The following is a 19,272-nucleotide window of genomic DNA, read 5'->3' as shown; positions in this document are numbered from 1 at the left end:
GTGAAGCACCCAGGCGGTCGATGCCTCGCGATGTGCACTCCCCGGTGGTAATTCCCACCCGCGCCAGTCGTGCGTGGTCAGCGTACCGCGCGTTTGTCTCACTGCCACGAAACGCATCCGGAACGCCGCTCTCAAAACGAGACAAATCGACATAACCTATCAATAGGTAACGATCTGACCTGCAGTTATTCCATCCCAAGCAATTAGATGGCACGATGGGGGCAACCGCACGGGCACCAAGCATTGGAGGCACCGATGGACAACGGCAAGATAAACCTGACCTATGACGGTCGGGTGTCACTGAGCTTCCAACTGGCAATTCCGCACGCACCGGACAAGGTCTGGAAAGTGATAACGGAACGCGAGTACCTCGACGCCTGGTTCCCGGCGGACGTCGATTTCAATCTCACTCCAGGCGCGGATCTGCTGTTCAAGGTGACCCCGGAACAAGTCGAGCGATTCGGACTGCCCGCAGATCACGTGACGCGCGGGACGGTCATCAGCGTCCACCCGCACCGAATTCTCGAATTCCTCTGGGACGCAGATACTCTGCATTGGGAACTGGCACCGGACGGCACCGGCGGTTGCTGGCTGACCCTCACCCACACGATGGAAGACGAAGAGTCCGCGTACGCCCACGCCGCCGGCTGGCACGCGGGCTTGGAAGTTGTTGCGGCCCAACTCGATGGACGCGAAGTCGACTGGTCTCCGTGGGACCGCGCCGACGAACTCTCACCGCAATATCGCAAGTCTGCTTGATTCTGGGCCCGAGTTCAGTCTCGGGCCCGCATCTCATTCCCCTTTACGCGGGAAATGCCTGATCATTCCTTCTTGGACCACCGTCGCCAACAGCAGTCCTTCCACCGAGAAGTACCGTCCGGTTGCCAGACCGCGCGAACCTGCGGCGACCGGCGATTCGGTGGCGTACAGAACCCAGTCGGTGAACCGGAACGGGCGATGGAACCAGATCGAATGATTGACCGTCGCCGCGACGATACGATCATGACCCCAGGACAAACCATGAGTGGTCAGAATCGAATCGAGCACGGTGGTGTCGGACGAATATGCCAGCGTCGCAGCGTGAATGAGCGAATCGTCCGGCAGATCACCGTCGGGGCGCATCCACACCCGATTGTGGTTGAGTTTCTCGCCGGTGCCCTTGAGGATCCACGCCGGATCGTTGGCGTACCGCATGTCGATCGGCTTGAGCGCCGCACTGAAATGCGGCAGTTTTTCCTCGTACCCCACCAGATGATCGCCGATGGGAGGCAACGACTCCGGAAGTGGAACATCCGGGATCTCGACAGCATGGTCGAGCCCCTTGCCGGAGTCCTGGAACGCCGCGAGCATCACGAACAATTCGTTCTCACCCTGATAGGCAGTCACCTGACGGTTGGCGAATGCCCTCCCGTCACGATGACGCTCCACCCGGTACTCGATAGGCGCCTTCACATCTCCGCCCCGAATGAAATGGGCGTTCACGGCATGGATGGGGCGATCACCGTCGACAGTCCGTCCGGCGGCCATCAGTGCCTGAGACACCAATTGACCGCCGAACGTCCGCGAACCTACCTGTTTCGGGTGGTATCCACGGAACGCGTCGTCACCGATCTGCTCCAGATCCAACAGACCGAGAAGAGTACCGAGGTCGGTGGACGCGTTCGCGTGGGTCACTCAGTGGTCCTCTTCGCCGATACGGTGGACGTGAATGAGGTTGGTGGAACCGACAGTTCCCGGAGGGGATCCGGCAACGATGACCACGAGGTCTCCCTTGACGTACCGCCCGAGGGAGAGCAACGCACTGTCCACCTGACGCACCATCTCGTCAGTGGTGGCCACCGCATCGACCAGGAACGTCTCGGTTCCCCACGTCAGCGTCAGCTGACTGCGCACCGCAGGCAGCGGTGTGAAGGCGAGCAACGGCAGCGGCGTGTGCAGACGAGCCAGTCGACGCACCGTGTCACCGGACTGAGTGAACGCAACCAAGGCCTTGGCGTCGAGACGTTCGCCGATGTCGCGTGCTGCGTACGAGATGACTCCGCGCTTGGTGCGCGGGACGTGGGTCAACGGTGGGACACGGGTTGATTCGTTCTCGACGGCCTCGACGATGCGGGCCATGGTGCGAACGGTTTCCATGACGTACTTGCCCACCGAAGTCTCGCCCGAGAGCATGACTGCGTCGGCGCCGTCGAGAACGGCGTTGGCGACATCGGATGCCTCTGCACGAGTGGGACGTGAGTTCTCGATCATCGACTCGAGCATCTGCGTCGCGACGATGACCGGCTTCGCGTTCTCACGAGCAATCTGGATTGCGCGCTTCTGAACGAGCGGGACCTGCTCGAGCGGCAACTCGACACCGAGGTCACCGCGGGCGACCATGACGGCGTCGAACGCGAGCACGATGGCCTCGAGATTGTCGATGGCCTCGGGCTTCTCGAGCTTCGCGATGACGGGAACGCGGCGCCCGACTCGATCCATGATGGCGTGAACCAATTCGACGTCCGCCGGTGAGCGAACGAAGGAGAGTGCAATGAAGTCGACACCCAGCTTGAGAGCGAACTCGAGGTCGGCGATGTCCTTGCCCGACAGGGCTGGAACGGAGACGTTCATACCGGGCAGTGAGAGGCCCTTGTTGTTGCTGACCGGACCGCCTTCGGTGACCCGACAGACGACGTCGTTGCCGTCGATGGACGTGACGACCAGGCCGACCTTTCCGTCGTCGACCAGCAGTCGATCGCCGGCCTTGGCGTCGCGCGCCAATTCCTTGTACGTGGTCCCGACGCGATCGTGCGTTCCCTCGACGTCGTCGACGGTGATACGAACCTCTTCACCGTTGGCCCAGGTGGTCCGCTCGTCCTTGAATCGGCCGAGGCGAATCTTGGGCCCCTGAAGGTCGGCGAGAACACCGACGGCCTTTCCGGTGGCGTCCGACGCGGCGCGGACGCGAATGTAGTTTTCTTCGTGATCGGCATGCTCGCCGTGGCTGAAGTTGAGGCGCGCCACGTCCATGCCGCTCTCCACGAGCTCACGGATGCGGTCGCCAGAAGCTGTCGCAGGTCCAAGTGTGCATACAATTTTTGTCCGTCGGTTCACGGCTCGAGCCTAGTCGCTACCCCACCGCACTTCTATCCGGCATTTGCGACCTGCACTTTCTGTACTTACTCGATTCAGTTGGTCAGCTCACGAACAGCGGAAATGCCTTTGGATGAACCGGAGCCGGAAGCGCCGACTCGCCTGTGAGAAACATGTCGACGGCACGTGCGGCCGACCGTCCCTCGGCAATCGCCCACACGACCAGCGACGCGCCGCGATGCGCGTCGCCGCAGACGAATACGCCGGGTGTCCGGGTCTGCCACCCGACATCACACTCGATTCTGCCGAGTGGATCGGTGCCGACATCAAGGTCGGTGAGCAGTGGGGCGGTTTCGACGCCGTCGAAACCCAGAGCGAGCAGGACCATCTCGCACACCAGATCCGTCGTGTCGCCGGTCTCCACCAGGGTCCGTTGTCCATTCGTCCCCCGCGACACGGCTACCGGAACCATCCGGATTGCGCGGACCGCACCCCCACCGTCGTCGAGAAATTCCTGCGCCGCCCATCGGAATCGTTTGTCACTGCCCTCCTCGTCTGCCGGCGAGCTGCGTAGGACCCGCGGCCACAACGGCCATGGGTCGCGATCTCGATCGCGGCGTGCCGGAGGTGGGACGTGGTAATCCAATTCCGTCACCGAGAGGGCGCCTTGGCGATGCACCGTGCCGAGGCAGTCGGCGGCCGTGTCGCCGCCACCGATGATCACGACGTTCTTACCTCGCGCCGAGATGCTCGACGCTCCGTCACCCTCGCATTCGTGGTTGGCCGCACGCAGGTACGTCATCGCACGATGGATTCCGCGAAGACTACGACCCGGTACGTCTGTGTCTCTGGCACGGTCAGCCCCGACCGCCAGGACTACCGCCTCGAATTCCGTCGAGAGGTCGTGCGCGCTCACGTTCACTCCGACGGCGCAGTCGGTGACGAATCTGGTCCCCTCGGCGGTCAGTTGGTCCAGCCGCCGGTTGATGAGGGCCTTGGGCAACTTGAATTCCGGAATTCCGTAGCGAAGCAGTCCCCCGATCCGATCGCTCCGCTCGAACACCGTGACACTGTGTCCGGCTCGTGTCAGTTGTTGAGCCGCAGCCAGTCCCGCCGGTCCCGAACCGACAACTGCAACACGGTTTCCACTGTGAACTACCGGTGCCTGCGGCCCCAACCAACCCGACTCCCAGGCGTTGTCGACGATTGCCTGTTCGATGCGCTTGATGGTGACACCCCCCGACGTGTGCTCGTCGTCGAGTGCGAGAACGCACGCCGTTTCGCACGGTGCGGGGCACAGATGTCCGGTGAACTCGGGGAAATTGTTGGTGGAATGCAGATTCTCCGAGGCTTCGGACCACCGTCCACGCCGAACCAGGTCGTTCCATTCCGGAATGAGATTGCCGAGCGGACACCCCACGTCGGCCGAATGGCAGTACGGCACAGCGCAGTCCATGCAACGCGAGGCCTGTGCAGATACGTCTCGATTTCGCACGACGGGATCCAGCGACTCGTATACCGACGCCCAGTCGCCGACACGCACATCGGTCGATCTGGTCGGTGAGCCGGATCGTTTCACGTTGAGGAACCCGCGTGCGTCAGGCATGAGCCGGCTCCACCAGTTCGTTCTCTTCCACGACCTTCCGGTAGTCGACAGGCAAAACTTTGGTGAATCTCGGACTCTGGCCAACCCAGTCGTCGAGAAGTTTTGCCGCCACCGGCGAGCCGGTCGCAGCCAAATGCTCGCCGAGAATTTCGACCAGCTGACTGCAGTCTTCCGCCGAAGGCCGCTCCAGAACGACCATGTCGCCGTTGACCTTCTCTGCCTTCACGTCGAGTACGAAGGCAATTCCGCCCGACATTCCCGCAGCAAGGTTCCTACCAGTTGGGCCGATGATGACGACGCGACCCCCGGTCATGTACTCGCACGCATGGTCTCCGACGCCTTCCACCACAGCGACCGCGCCCGAGTTGCGCACCGCGAATCGTTCCCCGACACGCCCCCTGGCATAGAGCGCACCGCTCGTAGCTCCGTACAGCAGCGTATTGCCGGCAATCACCTGATCCTCCGCTACGAAGGGCGCGTCCTCACTCGGCCGAAGCGCGATTCGTCCACCGGAGAGCCCCTTCCCCACGTAGTCGTTTGCATCGCCGACAACGACCAGCGAGATGCCGGGCGGCAGGAACGCACCGAGTGACTGGCCTGCCGTTCCACTGAGCACGACGTCGATGGTGCCTTGAGGTAGCCCGACGGCGCCGTAACGTCTGGTCACCTCTGCGCCCAGCCTCGTTCCCACCGCCCGATCCGTATTGTGTACTGGCAGTTCGATATGCACGGGTCGAGCGTCCTCGAGTGAGTTCGCCGCGCACTCGATCAGGGTGCGTTCGAGTTCGCTCGAGACAGGTACACACGGCGGGTAGGCCGCGCCGGTCGGCGCGGCCGGAACGTCGAAGAGTGGTGAGAGGTCCAACGTGCGACTCTTCCAATGCGCCACCGCCGGAGACATTTCCAATACGTCTGCGTGGCCCAGAGCGTCGTCGATACTTCGAAACCCCAGTTCTGCCAACAAACGTCGTACGTCGTCGGCGATGAAGCGAAAGAAGTTCTCGACGTACTCCGGCCGGCCGGTGAATCGCTCTCGCAGTTCGGGATTCTGCGTCGCTACTCCGACGGGGCAGGTGTCGAGGTGACATACCCGCATCATGACGCAGCCGGCCGCGATCAGTGGCGCCGTGGAAAACCCGTACTCCTGCGCCCCCAGCAACGCGGCGACGACGACGTCCCGCGCCGTGCGCAAACCCCCGTCACACTGGACGACGATCCGATCGCGTAACCCGTTGAGCACCAAGGTCTGCTGAGTTTCGGCCAGCCCGATCTCCCAGGGCGTACCAGCGTGGTGGATGGACGAGAGTGCCGCCGCCCCCGTCCCGCCGTCGTGACCGGAGATCAGCACCACGTCGGCGTGCGCTTTGGCCACACCTGCCGCAACAGTCCCGACTCCGACTGCGCTGACCAACTTCACGTGTATCCGCGCACGATCGTTTGCGCATCTGAGGTCGTAGATCAATTGGGCGAGATCCTCGATCGAATAGATGTCGTGGTGCGGGGGCGGAGAAATGAGCCCGACTCCAGGTGTCGAGTACCGGGTTTCCGCGATCCACGGGTACACCTTGGACCCCGGAAGCTGCCCTCCTTCACCGGGCTTGGCACCCTGGGCCATCTTGATCTGAATGTCGGTGGCGTTGACCAGGTAATCGCTGGTCACCCCGAAGCGCCCACTCGCGACCTGCTTGACTGCGCTTCGACGCTTGTTGTCGCGCAACCGCTCCGGTGACTCTCCGCCCTCACCGGTGTTGGAACGTCCGCCGAGAGCATTCATCGCGACTGCCATCGTCTCGTGAGCCTCGGCAGAGAGGGAGCCGTAGCTCATCGCACCGGTGTTGAATCGAGCGAGAATCAACTCGACGGGTTCGACCTGACGGAGCGGAATCGGCGGACGAATCCCACGCCGAAATCGAAACAGCCCCCGAAGTGTTCCGCCCTGCGCACTCAGTCGATCGACTTCATCGCTGTAGCGACGAAACATCTCACTTCGCCCCGTCCGGGTCGCATGCTGAAGGAAGAACACGGACTCGGGTGTGAACACATGCAATTCACCACCGCGGCGATACCGGAACTCTCCACTGCTGCTCAACTGACGATGCCGCACCGTACGATACGTGGCCGCGTGACGCATCAGAACTTCTCGCGCGACTTCGGTGATACCGATCCCGCCGATCCTGCTTCGTGTGTTGCAGAAGTATTCGTCGACCAATTCTCGGCCCAAGCCCACTGCCTCGAATACCTGTGCGCCCGTATAGGAGTGAACCGTAGCGATTCCCATCTTCGACATCACTTTGAGCACGCCGGAATTTGCCGCTCTCAGATAGTTGTCCGATGCCATTTTCGAATCTATTCCGGGAAGCTCGTCTTGCTCGCTGAGTGCTTCTACCGATTCGAGAGCAAGATAGGGGTGGACAGCCGCAGCACCGTAGCCGATCAGCAGCGCGATGTGATGAACTTCGCGCGCGTCACCCGACTCGACGACGAGGGAAACCTTGGTTCGCAGGCCATGCCGAACCAGATCGTGATGCACGGCAGATACTGCGAGCAATGACGGAATGGGAGCCTGCTCAGGGCCCGATCCACGGTCGGAGATCACCAGAATCTCGATTCCGGCTGCGGCGACCGTTCGGGCGGACTCACGAAGCCTCTCGACGCCTTCGCCGAGACTGCCTCTCGGATCGAAACCTCCCCGTAGGACAGCGCTTCTCGGAGTTCTTGCGCCGCACAGTTCGGCGACCTTCGCCATCTTCCCCGGTCCAATCACCGGTTTATCGAGAACAATCCTTCGGCACGACAGCGCCGACGCTTCGAACAAGTTCTGCTCAGCGCCGAGGGTGACACCAAGCGTAGTGACGACTTCCTCGCGAATCGCGTCCAAAGGCGGGTTCGTCACCTGAGCAAAGAGCTGGACGAAGTAGTCGTACAACAGCTTCGGCCGATCCGAGAGAACGGCGAGAGGTGTGTCGACTCCCATCGATCCCAACGGCTCCGATCCTGAGCGAGCCATTGGAAGGAGAACTTCCTGCAAGTCCTCTGCCTGGTATCCGAAGAGCACCTGCCTTTGCAACAGCGGAGCCGGATCGCCTCGGGCAGGCGCCGACTCGGGGATTTCCTCGAGATCGACCAATCCCCCGTCGACCCATTCCCGGTAGGGGGCTGTGCTCGCGAGTTCGGATTTGATCTCCGCATCGGAAACGATGCCACGACGAGCGGTGTCGACGAGGAACATTCGACCCGGTTCGAGGCGCCCCTTCTCCAACACCTCGGACGTCGGAGCGTCGAACACACCGCTCTCACTCGCCAACACGATACGGCCGTTCCTCATCCGCCACCATCGCCCGGGGCGAAGACCGTTACGATCCAACACCGCCCCGACAACAGTGCCGTCGCTGAACGTCACGGACGCCGGACCGTCCCATGGTTCCATCAGGCAAGCGTGAAATTGGTAGAAGGCCCTCATCTCGTCTGGCATCGAAGAATCGTTCTCCCAGGCACCGGGAATCATCATCGCGATGGCGTGCTGCACACTGCGGCCCCCGAGCGTCAGAAACTCGAGCACTTCGTCGAACGACGAAGAGTCGGATCCACCCGGGGTACAGATCGGAAACATGCGATCGATGTCCCCACCCAAAAGTGCGCTCCGCAACATCGGCTCGCGAGCGCGCATCCAATTCCTGTTTCCCACAATCGTATTGATCTCGCCGTTGTGAGCGATGCAGCGATACGGCTGAGCAAGTGACCACGACGGAAAAGTGTTCGTGGAGTACCGACTGTGCACGACCGCCAAGGCAGTTCGCATTCGGGCGTCGCATAGGTCGGTGAAGTAACCGGGTAACTGCGTCGGCGTGAGCATGCCCTTGTACACGATGGTTCGGGCGGACAACGAGGGGAAATACACCGCATCATCGGCCGAATGAATTCGCTCGACTTGTCTCCTGAGCGCGAACACTCGTCGGTCCAAGGCAATTCCGCCCACACTGCGATCTCTTGGCTCGGCGCACGTCACAAAACATTGACTGATGTACGGAGCGCACTGCGCGGCAACGGTTCCGACGCAGTCACGGTCGACTGGGACCTCCCGCCACCCGATAATCCGCAGTCCTTCTGCCGCTGCGTACCGGTGTATCCGAACTACCGCGCGCCCACGTGCTTCCTGATCCACCGGGAGAAAGCAGTTTCCGGCTGCGTAGGTGTTCTCACCCATCGCGTTGGGTGGTGGAAGCTCGAACGCGGTCACCGCGTCGAAGAATTCCGTCGGCAGCTGAAGAAGGATGCCCGCGCCGTCACCACTGTTGCACTCGCGCCCGACCGCGCCACGGTGGGTGAGATTGGCCAGGACCGCGAGCGCCTCGTCGACAATGGAATGCAGGTGACGTCCAGAGGTGTCTGCTACTACGGCTACACCACATGAATCGGTTTCCTGATCGGGGTCGTACAGGCCTCGAGGATCAGGTATTCGAGAAAACGGCACTCGGCGACCTCCACACGGTCATGCAGCCGACGTTCGTTAGTTTATCAGCACATAACCGCAGGTCGCGAGAGAAAAGTGTGACCCCCTGACGACGAGCGTCAGGGGGCCACAGTTCCGAACATCGTTTTCGATCAGCTACGCAAAGGTCGGTTGTACTGATCGCGCACACTGCCGGTCAACATCATGATTCCGTCGATGAGCGGCCAGATGCCACCGATTCCACACGTCAACCAAGTGACCGCGATCTGTGCGACAGCCATGCCGGGCTGGTTGAGGTAAAAACGTCCTGCTCCGAAACCGCCGAGCAGAATGCCCAGCAATCCGGCGGTCGTCTTCGACTTGTCCGAATACGGTTCGCCGGTCATCGGGTCACGTCCGTAGGGTGCGGACGGATCGACAAGGCCGAAACCAGGCTGAGGATAACCCTGACCTTGCGGGTAACCCTGAGGCTGACCGTAACCGGGCTGCGAATATCCAGGCTGGGGGTAGCCCTGCTGCTGACCGTAATTCTGGCTTCCCTGCGGCGGAGCGGCGGGGTAGCCCTGCGGCGGAGCCGCGTAGGGATTCGGAGTTTGATCTGCCGGCGCACCGTAGACGGGACCGTCCGTCGGGGTTTGGGTCGGCCTCGAGTAGTCCGGCGCCGGATGGTCGGTCGCCGGATAGTTCTGGGCGGCGTAGCTTTCCTGCGACGTGTAAGGCGCCGTGGGCTGACTCGGGGTGGAATCAGAATCGGCAGTGGGGAACGCTGTAGTCGATTCGGTTCCGGTCGGCGGCGGGTAGATGGGGTGGTTTCCCCAGCCCGGGCCGTTCCCGACTCCCGAATACGTGTCCCAGCCTGGACCGGTGCCGGTGGTCTCCGTCGACGGAGTCTTTTCCGTTGGCGCCGAGGTTTCCGTCAACGACGCATCTGCCGTCGCGTCGTAGTCGAACGGCGACCCGAACTGGGGTGGAACCGGCGGCTGCGATCCTGACGAGTCCCCCGACTCGGACGGTTCCGGATTCTTGTTCAAGTTAGGCAACGTACTTTCCTTCGATTCGACGACGGTACGTAATAGCTTTTGTTATCGGGCCACGAGACGGGTTCGGCCTTCGCGTGGCCGGTCCCCCACAGATCTTTCCTCGGTTCGTGCTCCCGGATCATCCTCGTAACGGCCGGCGAACACCGTCCCGCGCATTGCCCGAAAGTATCACGATGCCGTCGACGAACGCCCAGATCCAAATTCCGATGGCAAATGGAATTCCGATGAGGAACGCGGACATGAACAGCGCGAAGAACATGCCGAGCAGTTGGCACAGTCCAATGCCGACGCTCCCGATGTAAAGACGACCGACTCCACAGATTCCGAAGAAGCCCAGCAAGATCTGCAACAGTCCAGCTGTAGCTTTCGACTTGTCGGAATACGGTTCCCCCGTTACCGGGTGCCGACCGTACGGCGCATAGGGATCTCCGAACCCGTACATCGATTGAGCGGGCAGTGGCTGCTGATATCCGTACGGATTGGGCGCGCCGTAGACCGGTCCCTGATCCTCGGGGAATCCCCCTTGCGAATAGGGACCTGTCACGGCTTGTCTTTCTTCGACAGCTTCACCGCGTCCGACGACTCATCCGACGCTGCCGTGGAGGCGCTTGCCTCACTGGAAGCGGATTCAGCAGCATCGGATTCAGAATCTTCAGCGTCGGCGCCTTTCGCGTCGGCCTTCGCCGAATCAGTTTCGGTAACTGGCGCCGCGACTCCTGCTTCGCCGGCAGCTACCGCAGCGACGTAGTCCTTCGACTTCAAATCAGCCGGATCCTCACGACCCTTCTTCGCCAGGAAGAAGTAGGCCAGTGCGGCGAAGAACACGATCCCCGAAGTGAATGTGTTGACTCGAATGCCGGCGATCTCGTATGCGAAATCGTCGCGCATCAGTTCGACGACAAACCGGCCCAGGCAATAACCCGCGACGTACAGAGCAAACAGGCGTCCGTGACCGATCTTGAATCGGCGGTCGACGAGGACCAGCAGGATCACGATCAGGACGTTCCACACAGCTTCGTAGAGGAACGTCGGGTGAACGACCCGAATGACTTCTCCGTTGGAGACACCTGCCAGTTGATCGAGCTGGCCGGAGGAGTTCACACGCTCGAAGATCTCGAGGCCCCATGGGACGGTGGTCTCGCGACCGTACAACTCCTGGTTGAAGTAGTTGCCGATACGACCGATGGCCTGCGCGAGCAGGATTCCGGGCGCAATCGCATCACCGAGCGCGGAAACCGGAATGCCGCGTCGACGGCAGCCGATCCACGCACCGATGCCGCCGAGGAACACAGCTCCCCAGATTCCGAGGCCTCCCTGCCACACCTTGAGTGCATCGAGAGGCTGACCGTTCTCGCCGAAATAGGCGGGCCAGTCGGTCAATACGTGATAGAGCCTGCCACCGATCAGACCGAACGGAACAGCCCAGATCGCGATGTCGAGAACGGTCCCCTTCTCGCCGCCGCGGGCGACCCAACGACGATCTCCCCACACGATCGCGACGATGATGCCGAGGATGATGAAGAGCGCGTAGGCGCGCAGCGCTACCGGTCCGACGTACCAGACGCCTTGGGGCGGGCTGGGGATATAGGCCAGTAGGTCCACAGTTGAGGTCACGACGCCACGGTAGCCGAGCGGACGCCCTCGGCGAGTTCTTCGGTGAGCGAGCGAACCGCTCCCAAGCCGTTCTCGACCGCGGAGACCAGAGCCGAGCCGACGATGACGGCATCGGCGTACGCCGCGATTTCGGCAGCTTGTGCGCCGGACCGAACACCCAATCCGACGCCGACGGGAATGTCGGAATGCGCGCGGATTCGTGCGGTCAGTTCCGGAGCCATCGAAGACACGGCGTCTCGAGCGCCGGTGACACCCATTGTCGAGGCCGCGTAGATAAATCCACTACTCGCGTCGAGTGTCATCGCGAGCCGTTCTTCCGTCGAGGACGGGGCGACAAGGAAGATCCGGTCGAGGTGGTGCTCCTCGGATGCTTCCATCCAGGCGCCTGCTTCTTCCGGAATGAGGTTGGGGGTGATGAGTCCGAGCCCGCCGGCGGAAGCGAGGTCTCGTGCGAACTTGTCGACGCCGTACTGCAGTACCGGGTTCCAGTAGGTCATCACGACGGCCTTGCCGCCGACCGAACTGATCTGCTCGATCACGGTGAAGATGTCGCGAAGGCGAACGCCGTTGGTGAGTGCGGTTTCGGCTGCACGCTGGATGGTCGGACCGTCCATGACCGGATCGGAATACGCGACACCGACTTCGATGATGTCGCAGCCACCGTCGACCATCGCCTTGAACACGTCGATCGATTCGGGAACGGTCGGATAACCGGCAGGCAGGTAACCGACGAGGGCGGCACGCTTGTCAGCCTTGCACGCTGCAAAGGTGGGTGCGAGGCGTGATGGTCGTTCGCTCACTTGTCCGAGCCTTCCGTGTTGTCGTTCTGGTCTGCTGCATCAGCCGGAGCGGTTGCCTGACTCGAGGCGCCGTCGAAGAGACCGAACCAGCTTGCGGCGGTGTCCATGTCCTTGTCACCGCGACCGGAGAGATTGACGACGATGATCGCGCCCTCGCCGAGTTCCTTGCCCAGTCGGAGCGCGCCGGCAACGGCGTGGGCGGATTCGATGGCCGGGATGATGCCTTCGCGGCGCGAGAGCAGCAGTAGAGCATCCATCGCTTCGCTGTCGGTGACGGGTTCGTAGGTGGCACGCCCGATATCGCTCAGGTAAGCGTGCTCGGGTCCGACGCCCGGGTAGTCCAGACCAGCAGAGATCGAGTGCGATTCGATGGTCTGACCGTCTTCGTCCTGGAGCAGGTAGGAGTAGGCACCCTGGAATGCGCCAGGGGTACCGCCGGCGAACGTTGCTGCATGCCTTCCGGTTTCGACACCGTCGCCGGCTGCTTCGTAGCCAACCAGACGTACCGACAGATCGTCGATGAACGGATGGAAGAGTCCGATTGCGTTGGAGCCGCCTCCGACGCAGGCTGTGACTGCATCGGGCAGGCGGCCGGTCAGTGCCTGAACCTGGACGCGTGTTTCGAGGCCGACCACTCGCTGGAAGTCGCGAACGATGGTGGGGAACGGGTGCGGGCCTGCCGCGGTACCGAAGCAGTAATAGGTGTTGTCCGCGTGGGAAACCCAGTCGCGCAAGGCTTCGTTGATCGCGTCCTTGAGCGTGCGCGAACCGGTCTCGACCGAGACGACCTCCGCGCCGAGCAGGCGCATGCGTGCGACGTTCAGTGCTTGACGTTCGGTGTCGACAGCACCCATGTAGATGACGCACTCGAGACCGAGCAGTGCACAGGCGGTGGCCGATGCCACACCGTGCTGGCCCGCTCCGGTCTCGGCGATGATGCGGGTCTTGCCCATACGCTTCGCCAGCAGAACCTGACCGAGAACATTGTTGATCTTGTGAGAACCGGTGTGGTTCAGATCTTCACGCTTGAGAATGATGCGCGCACCACCGGCGAACTCGCTCATTCGTGTTGCCTCGAAAATCGGCGACGGACGCCCGGTGTAATCGCGCTGCAAGCGATCGAGTTCGTTCAAGAACGTGTCGTCCGCGCGAGCCTTTTCGTACTCCGCAGTGACTTCCTCGATAACCGCCATGAGGGCTTCCGGCACATGCCGTCCGCCATAGACGCCGAAATGCCCTCCGGCATCCGGGTCGTGAGAGCGCTCGGTGAGTCCCGCGCTGGCCGGCGGCAGATTGCCGCCCTTGAATACTGCACCGGAGCCTGGTTCCTGAGTACGTGAAGTCACCCCACCAGTCTGCCCCAACGGTGTCGCTGGTCACCGCCCGGGTGCATCAAAGCACGCCGGGCGGGTGAAGCGCTTTATCGAGACGGTTTGGGGCAGGACGGGTGAGCACCGGCATTGACCAGATCTGCGACGGCCTTGCGAGGGTCGCCGCTGGTCACGAGGCCTTCACCGACGAGCACTGCGTCGGCGCCCGCACCGGCGTACGCCAACAGATCGGCAGTTCCGCGAACACCCGATTCGGCGATCTTGATCGTCTCGGTCGGCAGACCGGGAGCAATGCGACCGAAGGTGTTCTTGTCCACCTCGAGGGTTTTGAGATTGCGCGCGTTGACACCGATCACCTTGGCGCCGGCTTCGAGCGCGCGGTTGGCTTCTTCCTCGGTGTGCACCTCGACGAGGGCAGTCATTCCCAGAGATTCGGTGCGATCGATCAGCGAGGCGAGCGCCTGCTGTTCGAGTGCCGCGACGATCAGCAAGATGACGTCGGCGCCGTGAGCGCGAGCTTCGTGAATCTGGTACGGCCCCACGATGAAGTCCTTGCGCAGCACCGGAATGGTGACCGCTTTACGGACTGCGTCGAGGTCGGCCAACGAGCCGTGAAAACGGCGCTCTTCGGTGAGAACACTGATGATGCGTGCGCCACCGGCTTGGTAAGCCGCGGCAAGCTCTGCGGGATCGGCAATGTCGGCCAGCGCACCCTTTGAGGGGCTCGCTCGCTTGACCTCGGCGATGACGCCGATGCTCGATTCCAGAAGTGCTGCTGCAGCATCGAGTGCAGGCGGTGCAGCGGCCGCAGCAGCCTTGACTGCAGCGAAGTCGAGTACGGCTTCGCGGGCGGCGACATCAGCGCGCACCCCGTCGAGAATCGAGTCGAGTACGGTCATCGTGGCCCGAATCCTTTCTGGGCAAGAGCCCGATGTGAGATACGTCATCAGGGTGGTCTCAGCCTAGTGGGACGAAATTTTGCTACTCCGCCGGGGTACCCACGCAGGTGAGGGTTCAGTCTTACTCAGTGCGACGACCCCGGTTTCGCACCGTTGCCTCCCCCAGCTCCGTCGTCCCCGTCAGCCACTGTCGGGTCCTCTCCGGCATCGAGCGCGTCCCACAACATCCGTTGTGTCACAGGCTCGTCCGACGCGGGCGTGTCTCCCTGACCGAGCTTGGCTGCAGCTTCGCGGCGCGCGGCCGGGTTGTCGTACTTCGACGACAACCCGCCTCGCACTGGAGGTTTGCGCATCAGAAGTACTGCTGCGCCGAGCGCCGCCACCGCTCCGAGCAACGCAAGCAAGGCAGGCAGTACCGAAACAGTCGTCGAGAGATCTTCCGGGTGACCGGACAACTCGGCCAACTCCACCGCTCGGTCCGCAGAGGCTCCGGACACCAACAACTGCACCGCCGGAACCGCTACCGCGACGGCGACGAGTGCCACCAACAGTCCGACCACACGAAGCGCCCAACCTCGCACCGCGAACGACGCCGCGATCGCCGCCAGAAGCGCGAGCGCGAGCGGAGTCATCGCCGCCGCCCAGGTGCTGCCGTCGAGGTCCGTCGTCCGCTCCAGCGTCTTGCCGTCGCTCGAGGTCAGATGAACCCACGTCATTCGTGAGCTGCCCCACAGAGCTGCTGCCGACAGTGCAAGCAAAAGCGTCCTCGGCACAGCGGTGCCACGAGAAGCCCTTGTAGGCTGCTCCGCTGCAATCGACTCGTTCTCACTCACTGATCGTCACCTCCGATGGTGCGCAGGGTGTGCGCCGACGCGATGGCGCTCAGCACTGCCATCGCCTTGTTGCGGGCCTCGGTGTCCTCGTAGACCGGATCGGAGTCGGCGACGACGCCGGCGCCCGCCTGGACATATCCGATCCCGTCCTTGATCAATGCCGTTCGGATCGCGATCGCGGTGTCGGCGTCGCCGGCGAAGTCGAGGTAGCCGACGATGCCGCCGTAGATACCCCGCCTGGTGGGCTCGAGTTCTTCGATCAGCTGCATCGCACGCACCTTGGGTGCCCCTGACAGGGTTCCAGCGGGGAAGCATGCGGTGACCGCGTCGAGAGCGTGCTTTCCCTCGGCCAGATGACCGGTGACGGTCGATACGAGATGCATCACGTGGCTGTACCGCTCGATGTGCCGGTAGTCGTGCACCTTCACCGTGCCCGGGCGACAGACACGACCCAGATCGTTTCGCCCCAGATCGACGAGCATGAGGTGCTCGGAGTTTTCCTTCTCGTCGGCGAGGAGGTCCTTCTCGAGCAGGATGTCGTCCTCCTCTGTGGCACCGCGCCATCTGGTTCCAGCGATCGGGTGTGTTGTCGCGACGCCCTCGGCGACGGTGACCAGTGCTTCAGGGCTCGAACCGACGATCGAAAACGCCGTCTCTCCGTCACCGTTCGGCACGTTGAGCAGATACATGTACGGGCTGGGGTTCGACGCGCGCAGCATCCGGTACACGTCGATCGGTGCTGCAGTGCAATCGATCTCGAATCGCTGCGAGAGAACTACCTGGAATGCCTCGCCCGCTTCGATGTCGCCGATCAACTTTTTGACGTCGACACCGAAGCTCTCGGTGGTGCGTTGACGACGGTAGTTCGGAGTCGCTTTCGAGAATGTCGACACCGTCGATTTCGCCGGCGCCGCGAGAGCGCGAGTCATCGCGTCCAACCTGGCGACCGCGTCGTCGTACGCCGTGTCGACACGCTCGTCGGTGCCGTCCCAGTTGACCGCATTGGCGATGAGGGTGATCGCCCCTTCGTGGTGATCGACAGCGGCGATGTCGGCAGCAAGCAGCATGACCATCTCGGGTATCTGCAGGTCGTCGACCGCGGAGTCACCCAATCTCTCGAGGCGCCGCACCGCGTCGTAACCGAGGAACCCGACCATTCCGCCGGTCAGCGGGGGTAGGTCGGGAAGTCGCTCCGAACGAAGTAGTTCGAGGGTGGCACCGAGTGCATCGATCGGGTCACCGCCGGCCGGAGCACCGGCCGGAACATTGCCGTACCAAGCCGCCTCTCCGTCCACGACGGTCAGTGCAGCCGGACTCCCGACGCCGATGAACGACCACCGCGACCACGAACGACCGTTCTCGGCCGACTCGAGCAAGAAGGTGCCTGGACGATTGCCGGCCAACTTCTCGTACGCCGAGAGCGGAGTTTCGGAGTCCGCCAACACTTTCCGAGTGACCGGAACGACCCGGTGCTCAGCTGCGAGGGCACGGAACTGCTCCCGAGTGGTGGTGGAATCGGACGCGTCACCGACGATCGCGGTGTCGGACGACCGTGCGGACATGGAGGTGGGCTCGCCGTGCATGCCTCCATCATCCCAGGCTCCCCCACACGGTCGTCGTGCGCGGGTAACCTCGGCCGAATGAAACCAGGCCAACTCGCCCCCGATTTCTCGCTGCCCGACCAGGACGGAACTCCGCGCTCGCTGACGAGCCTGCTCGCGAACGGCCCCTTGGTCCTCTTCTTCTACCCGGCAGCCTCGACGCCGGTGTGCACCGCCGAGGCGTGCCACTTCCGTGACCTGGGCAGCGAATTCGCCGCGGTGGGCGCTTCGCGGGCAGGTATCAGCACCGATACGGTCGAAGCTCAGTCCACCTTTGCCACCGCACAATCCTTCGACTACCCCCTGCTCGCCGACACCGACGGCAAGGTAGCCGAACAGTTCGGCGTCAAGCGCGGACTCCTGGGCAAGCTGGCTCCGGTCAAACGCTCGACCTTCGTGATCGACACAGACCGCACCGTTCTCAAAGTCATCTCGAGTGAACTTCGCGCCAACACGCACGGCGACCAGGCACTCGAGTTCCTTCGCAATCGAAGCTGACTCACCTGGGCGAAGTGATTCTCTGAGCAACCTGATTCTCTAGGCGACCTGAATCGAGCGCTTCGCAAGTCCCATCCAGAATCCGTCGATCACCTGGGTGGGCACCTGCTCCGGATCGGACGACGCACCGAGCGTGACGAACAACGGGGCGAAGTGCTCGATGGTCGGATGCGCGTATGGCATCCCGGGAGCTTGGGCGCGGAAGTCGATCAACGAATCGACGTCTCCGGCAGCGAACCTCTCCCCTGCCCACGCGTCGAATTCCGCCGACCATCCCGGGGCCCGCGCCTCCGGTGACGGATCGCGCAGGAACGGCAGCCCGTGCGTGGTGAATCCGGATCCCACGATCAGTACACCTTGCTCACGGAGTGGCCGTAGGCGTTCTCCGAGATGGAGCAAACGCTCGGGATCGAGGGTTGGCAGCGAAATTTGCAGTACCGGGATGTCTGCGTCCGGGTACATCACCGTGAGCGGCACGTAGGCACCGTGATCGAGTCCTCGATTCGGCTGCTGAACCACTCGTTCGTTGTCCGGCATCAACGCGGCAACCTGAGCTGCGAGTTCCGGAGCGCCGGGAGAGTTGTACTTCGCGCGGTAGAACCTCTCGGGAAAACCACCGAAGTCGTAGATGAGCGGGGTGCCCGTGGTCGTCGAACCGATCGTCAGCGGTGCTGATTCCCAGTGCGCCGAGACGACGAGGATTGCCGTCGGCCGCGGAAGATCACCGGCCCACGCCCCCAATTGGTCGACCCACAACGCGCTGTCCACCAGCGGCGGAGCACCGTGGCTGAGATACAGCGCAGGCATGGTTGTGGTGGACATATGGGCTCCTCGGGATAGACATTCGTCGTTAAGTTGAAGGTTCAACCTAATATAGGACTCAACACTTGCGTCCCGCAACTATTCCCCGCAATATTCTTCTGGACATGCGTCTGAGACGCTGTACACCAGCACGCTCCGTGCACGAAGAATGCTCGACCCGAAGGAGAAGTCACCGATGAGTGAACCGACCGCGCAGCCCGACGCGCAGTCTCAGACGAAGTGGCTCACAGCCGAGCAGCAGGAAGCCTGGCTGACACTGATCGCTCTCGTGACACGGTTGCCTGCCGCACTCGACACTCAACTGCAACGCGATTCGGCACTCACCCACTTCGAATACTTCGTGCTCGCCGCACTCTCGGACGCCCCCGACCACAAGCTCCAGTTGTCGGTACTGGCCCAGCGCGCGAACGCTTCCCTGTCCCGCCTCTCGCACGTCGTCACGAAGATGGAGAAAGCCGGCTGGGTGAAACGGGAAGTCATTCGCGGCAGCCGCGGCTCCAACGCAGTACTCACCGACGAAGGAATGACAAAGGTCGTCGCGGCCGCGCCGCCACACGTTGCCTCCGTTCAAGGTCTCCTCTTCGAGGGCCTCGATGATCGCCAGGTCGCCCAGCTTTCGTCCTTGGGGACTGCAATGCTCAGCCAACTGGACAAGGGAATCGCCGCCGGACTCGGCAAGGCCTGACCCCTTTCCCGACACCAGCGG

The 19,272-nt window shown here is 62.6% G+C and carries 16 protein-coding genes; 3 read left to right on the top strand and 13 right to left on the bottom strand.

What is annotated here, in order from left to right; genetic code table 11:
• Window positions 1-255: 255 nt before the first annotated feature.
• Entirely contained in the window at window positions 256-759 is a 504-nt protein-coding gene (locus tag FEZ59_RS13385; protein WP_003944006.1) for an SRPBCC domain-containing protein, read from the top strand.
• Window positions 760-792: 33 nt separating this feature from the next.
• Here FEZ59_RS13385 and FEZ59_RS13380 read toward each other — a convergent pair whose 3' ends face one another.
• The 12 genes from FEZ59_RS13380 to FEZ59_RS13325 all read right to left on the bottom strand — a co-directional run bounded on the left by FEZ59_RS13380 (window position 793) and on the right by FEZ59_RS13325 (window position 17,228).
• Window positions 793-1,674: an acyl-CoA thioesterase II gene (locus tag FEZ59_RS13380; protein WP_019748651.1), complete on the bottom strand. Its 882-nt coding sequence runs from the start codon at window positions 1,672-1,674 to the stop codon at window positions 793-795.
• Complete coding sequence (gene pyk, locus FEZ59_RS13375) at window positions 1,675-3,093, bottom strand: pyruvate kinase (protein ID WP_003944038.1); 1,419 nt, start codon at window positions 3,091-3,093, stop codon at window positions 1,675-1,677.
• A gap of 82 nt (window positions 3,094-3,175) precedes the next feature.
• On the bottom strand, window positions 3,176-4,678 hold the full coding sequence (locus FEZ59_RS13370) for a glutamate synthase subunit beta (protein WP_020969747.1): 1,503 nt from the start codon (window positions 4,676-4,678) through the stop codon (window positions 3,176-3,178).
• Window positions 4,671-9,149 carry a glutamate synthase large subunit gene (gene gltB / locus FEZ59_RS13365; protein WP_172932764.1) on the bottom strand — a complete coding sequence of 1,493 codons (4,479 nt, stop codon included), beginning with the start codon at window positions 9,147-9,149 and terminating at the stop codon, window positions 4,671-4,673. Before gltB ends, FEZ59_RS13370 begins: the two co-directional genes overlap by 8 nt.
• Before the next feature lie 131 nt (window positions 9,150-9,280).
• Window positions 9,281-10,159, bottom strand: coding sequence for a TM2 domain-containing protein (locus FEZ59_RS13360; RefSeq protein ID WP_029538193.1), 879 nt, complete (start codon window positions 10,157-10,159; stop codon window positions 9,281-9,283).
• A 127-nt stretch (window positions 10,160-10,286) separates the two neighbouring features.
• A complete protein-coding gene (locus FEZ59_RS13355) occupies window positions 10,287-10,712 on the bottom strand; it encodes a TM2 domain-containing protein (RefSeq protein WP_020907925.1) in 426 nt (141 codons plus the stop codon).
• Window positions 10,709-11,782, bottom strand: coding sequence for a prolipoprotein diacylglyceryl transferase (lgt, locus tag FEZ59_RS13350; RefSeq protein ID WP_019748656.1), 1,074 nt, complete (start codon window positions 11,780-11,782; stop codon window positions 10,709-10,711). Before lgt ends, FEZ59_RS13355 begins: the two co-directional genes overlap by 4 nt.
• Window positions 11,779-12,582 (bottom strand): tryptophan synthase subunit alpha, encoded by an 804-nt coding sequence (gene trpA, locus FEZ59_RS13345; RefSeq protein WP_003944010.1) that lies wholly within the window; start codon window positions 12,580-12,582, stop codon window positions 11,779-11,781. The genes lgt and trpA overlap by 4 nt, the downstream gene beginning before the upstream one ends.
• Window positions 12,579-13,928, bottom strand: a complete 1,350-nt coding sequence (gene trpB, locus FEZ59_RS13340) for a tryptophan synthase subunit beta (RefSeq protein WP_172932763.1) — start codon at window positions 13,926-13,928, stop codon at window positions 12,579-12,581. Before trpB ends, trpA begins: the two co-directional genes overlap by 4 nt.
• A gap of 74 nt (window positions 13,929-14,002) precedes the next feature.
• Window positions 14,003-14,812 (bottom strand): indole-3-glycerol phosphate synthase TrpC, encoded by an 810-nt coding sequence (trpC, locus tag FEZ59_RS13335; RefSeq protein ID WP_003944016.1) that lies wholly within the window; start codon window positions 14,810-14,812, stop codon window positions 14,003-14,005.
• Between the two features lie 125 nt (window positions 14,813-14,937).
• Window positions 14,938-15,645 (bottom strand): TIGR02234 family membrane protein, encoded by a 708-nt coding sequence (locus FEZ59_RS13330; protein WP_019748659.1) that lies wholly within the window; start codon window positions 15,643-15,645, stop codon window positions 14,938-14,940.
• Window positions 15,642-17,228 (bottom strand): anthranilate synthase component I, encoded by a 1,587-nt coding sequence (locus tag FEZ59_RS13325; RefSeq protein WP_019748660.1) that lies wholly within the window; start codon window positions 17,226-17,228, stop codon window positions 15,642-15,644. The genes FEZ59_RS13330 and FEZ59_RS13325 overlap by 4 nt, the downstream gene beginning before the upstream one ends.
• A gap of 57 nt (window positions 17,229-17,285) precedes the next feature.
• Here FEZ59_RS13325 and FEZ59_RS13320 point away from each other — a divergent pair, with 57 nt between their 5' ends.
• Entirely contained in the window at window positions 17,286-17,744 is a 459-nt protein-coding gene (locus tag FEZ59_RS13320) for a peroxiredoxin (RefSeq protein WP_020907928.1), read from the top strand.
• Between the two features lie 39 nt (window positions 17,745-17,783).
• Here the strand turns inward: FEZ59_RS13320 and FEZ59_RS13315 are convergent, their stop codons facing one another.
• Window positions 17,784-18,566, bottom strand: coding sequence for a class III extradiol ring-cleavage dioxygenase (locus FEZ59_RS13315; protein WP_172932762.1), 783 nt, complete (start codon window positions 18,564-18,566; stop codon window positions 17,784-17,786).
• A 175-nt stretch (window positions 18,567-18,741) separates the two neighbouring features.
• Between FEZ59_RS13315 and FEZ59_RS13310 the strand changes: the two genes are divergently transcribed.
• Window positions 18,742-19,251 (top strand): MarR family transcriptional regulator, encoded by a 510-nt coding sequence (locus FEZ59_RS13310; RefSeq protein ID WP_020969752.1) that lies wholly within the window; start codon window positions 18,742-18,744, stop codon window positions 19,249-19,251.
• Window positions 19,252-19,272 lie beyond the last annotated feature (21 nt).

This window comes from Rhodococcus sp. MS13 (assembly GCF_013277835.1).
Lineage (GTDB): Bacteria > Actinomycetota > Actinomycetes > Mycobacteriales > Mycobacteriaceae > Rhodococcus_F > Rhodococcus_F erythropolis.
Note: the sequence above shows the minus strand (reverse complement) of the source record. Positions and strands in the feature narration are given on the sequence as shown.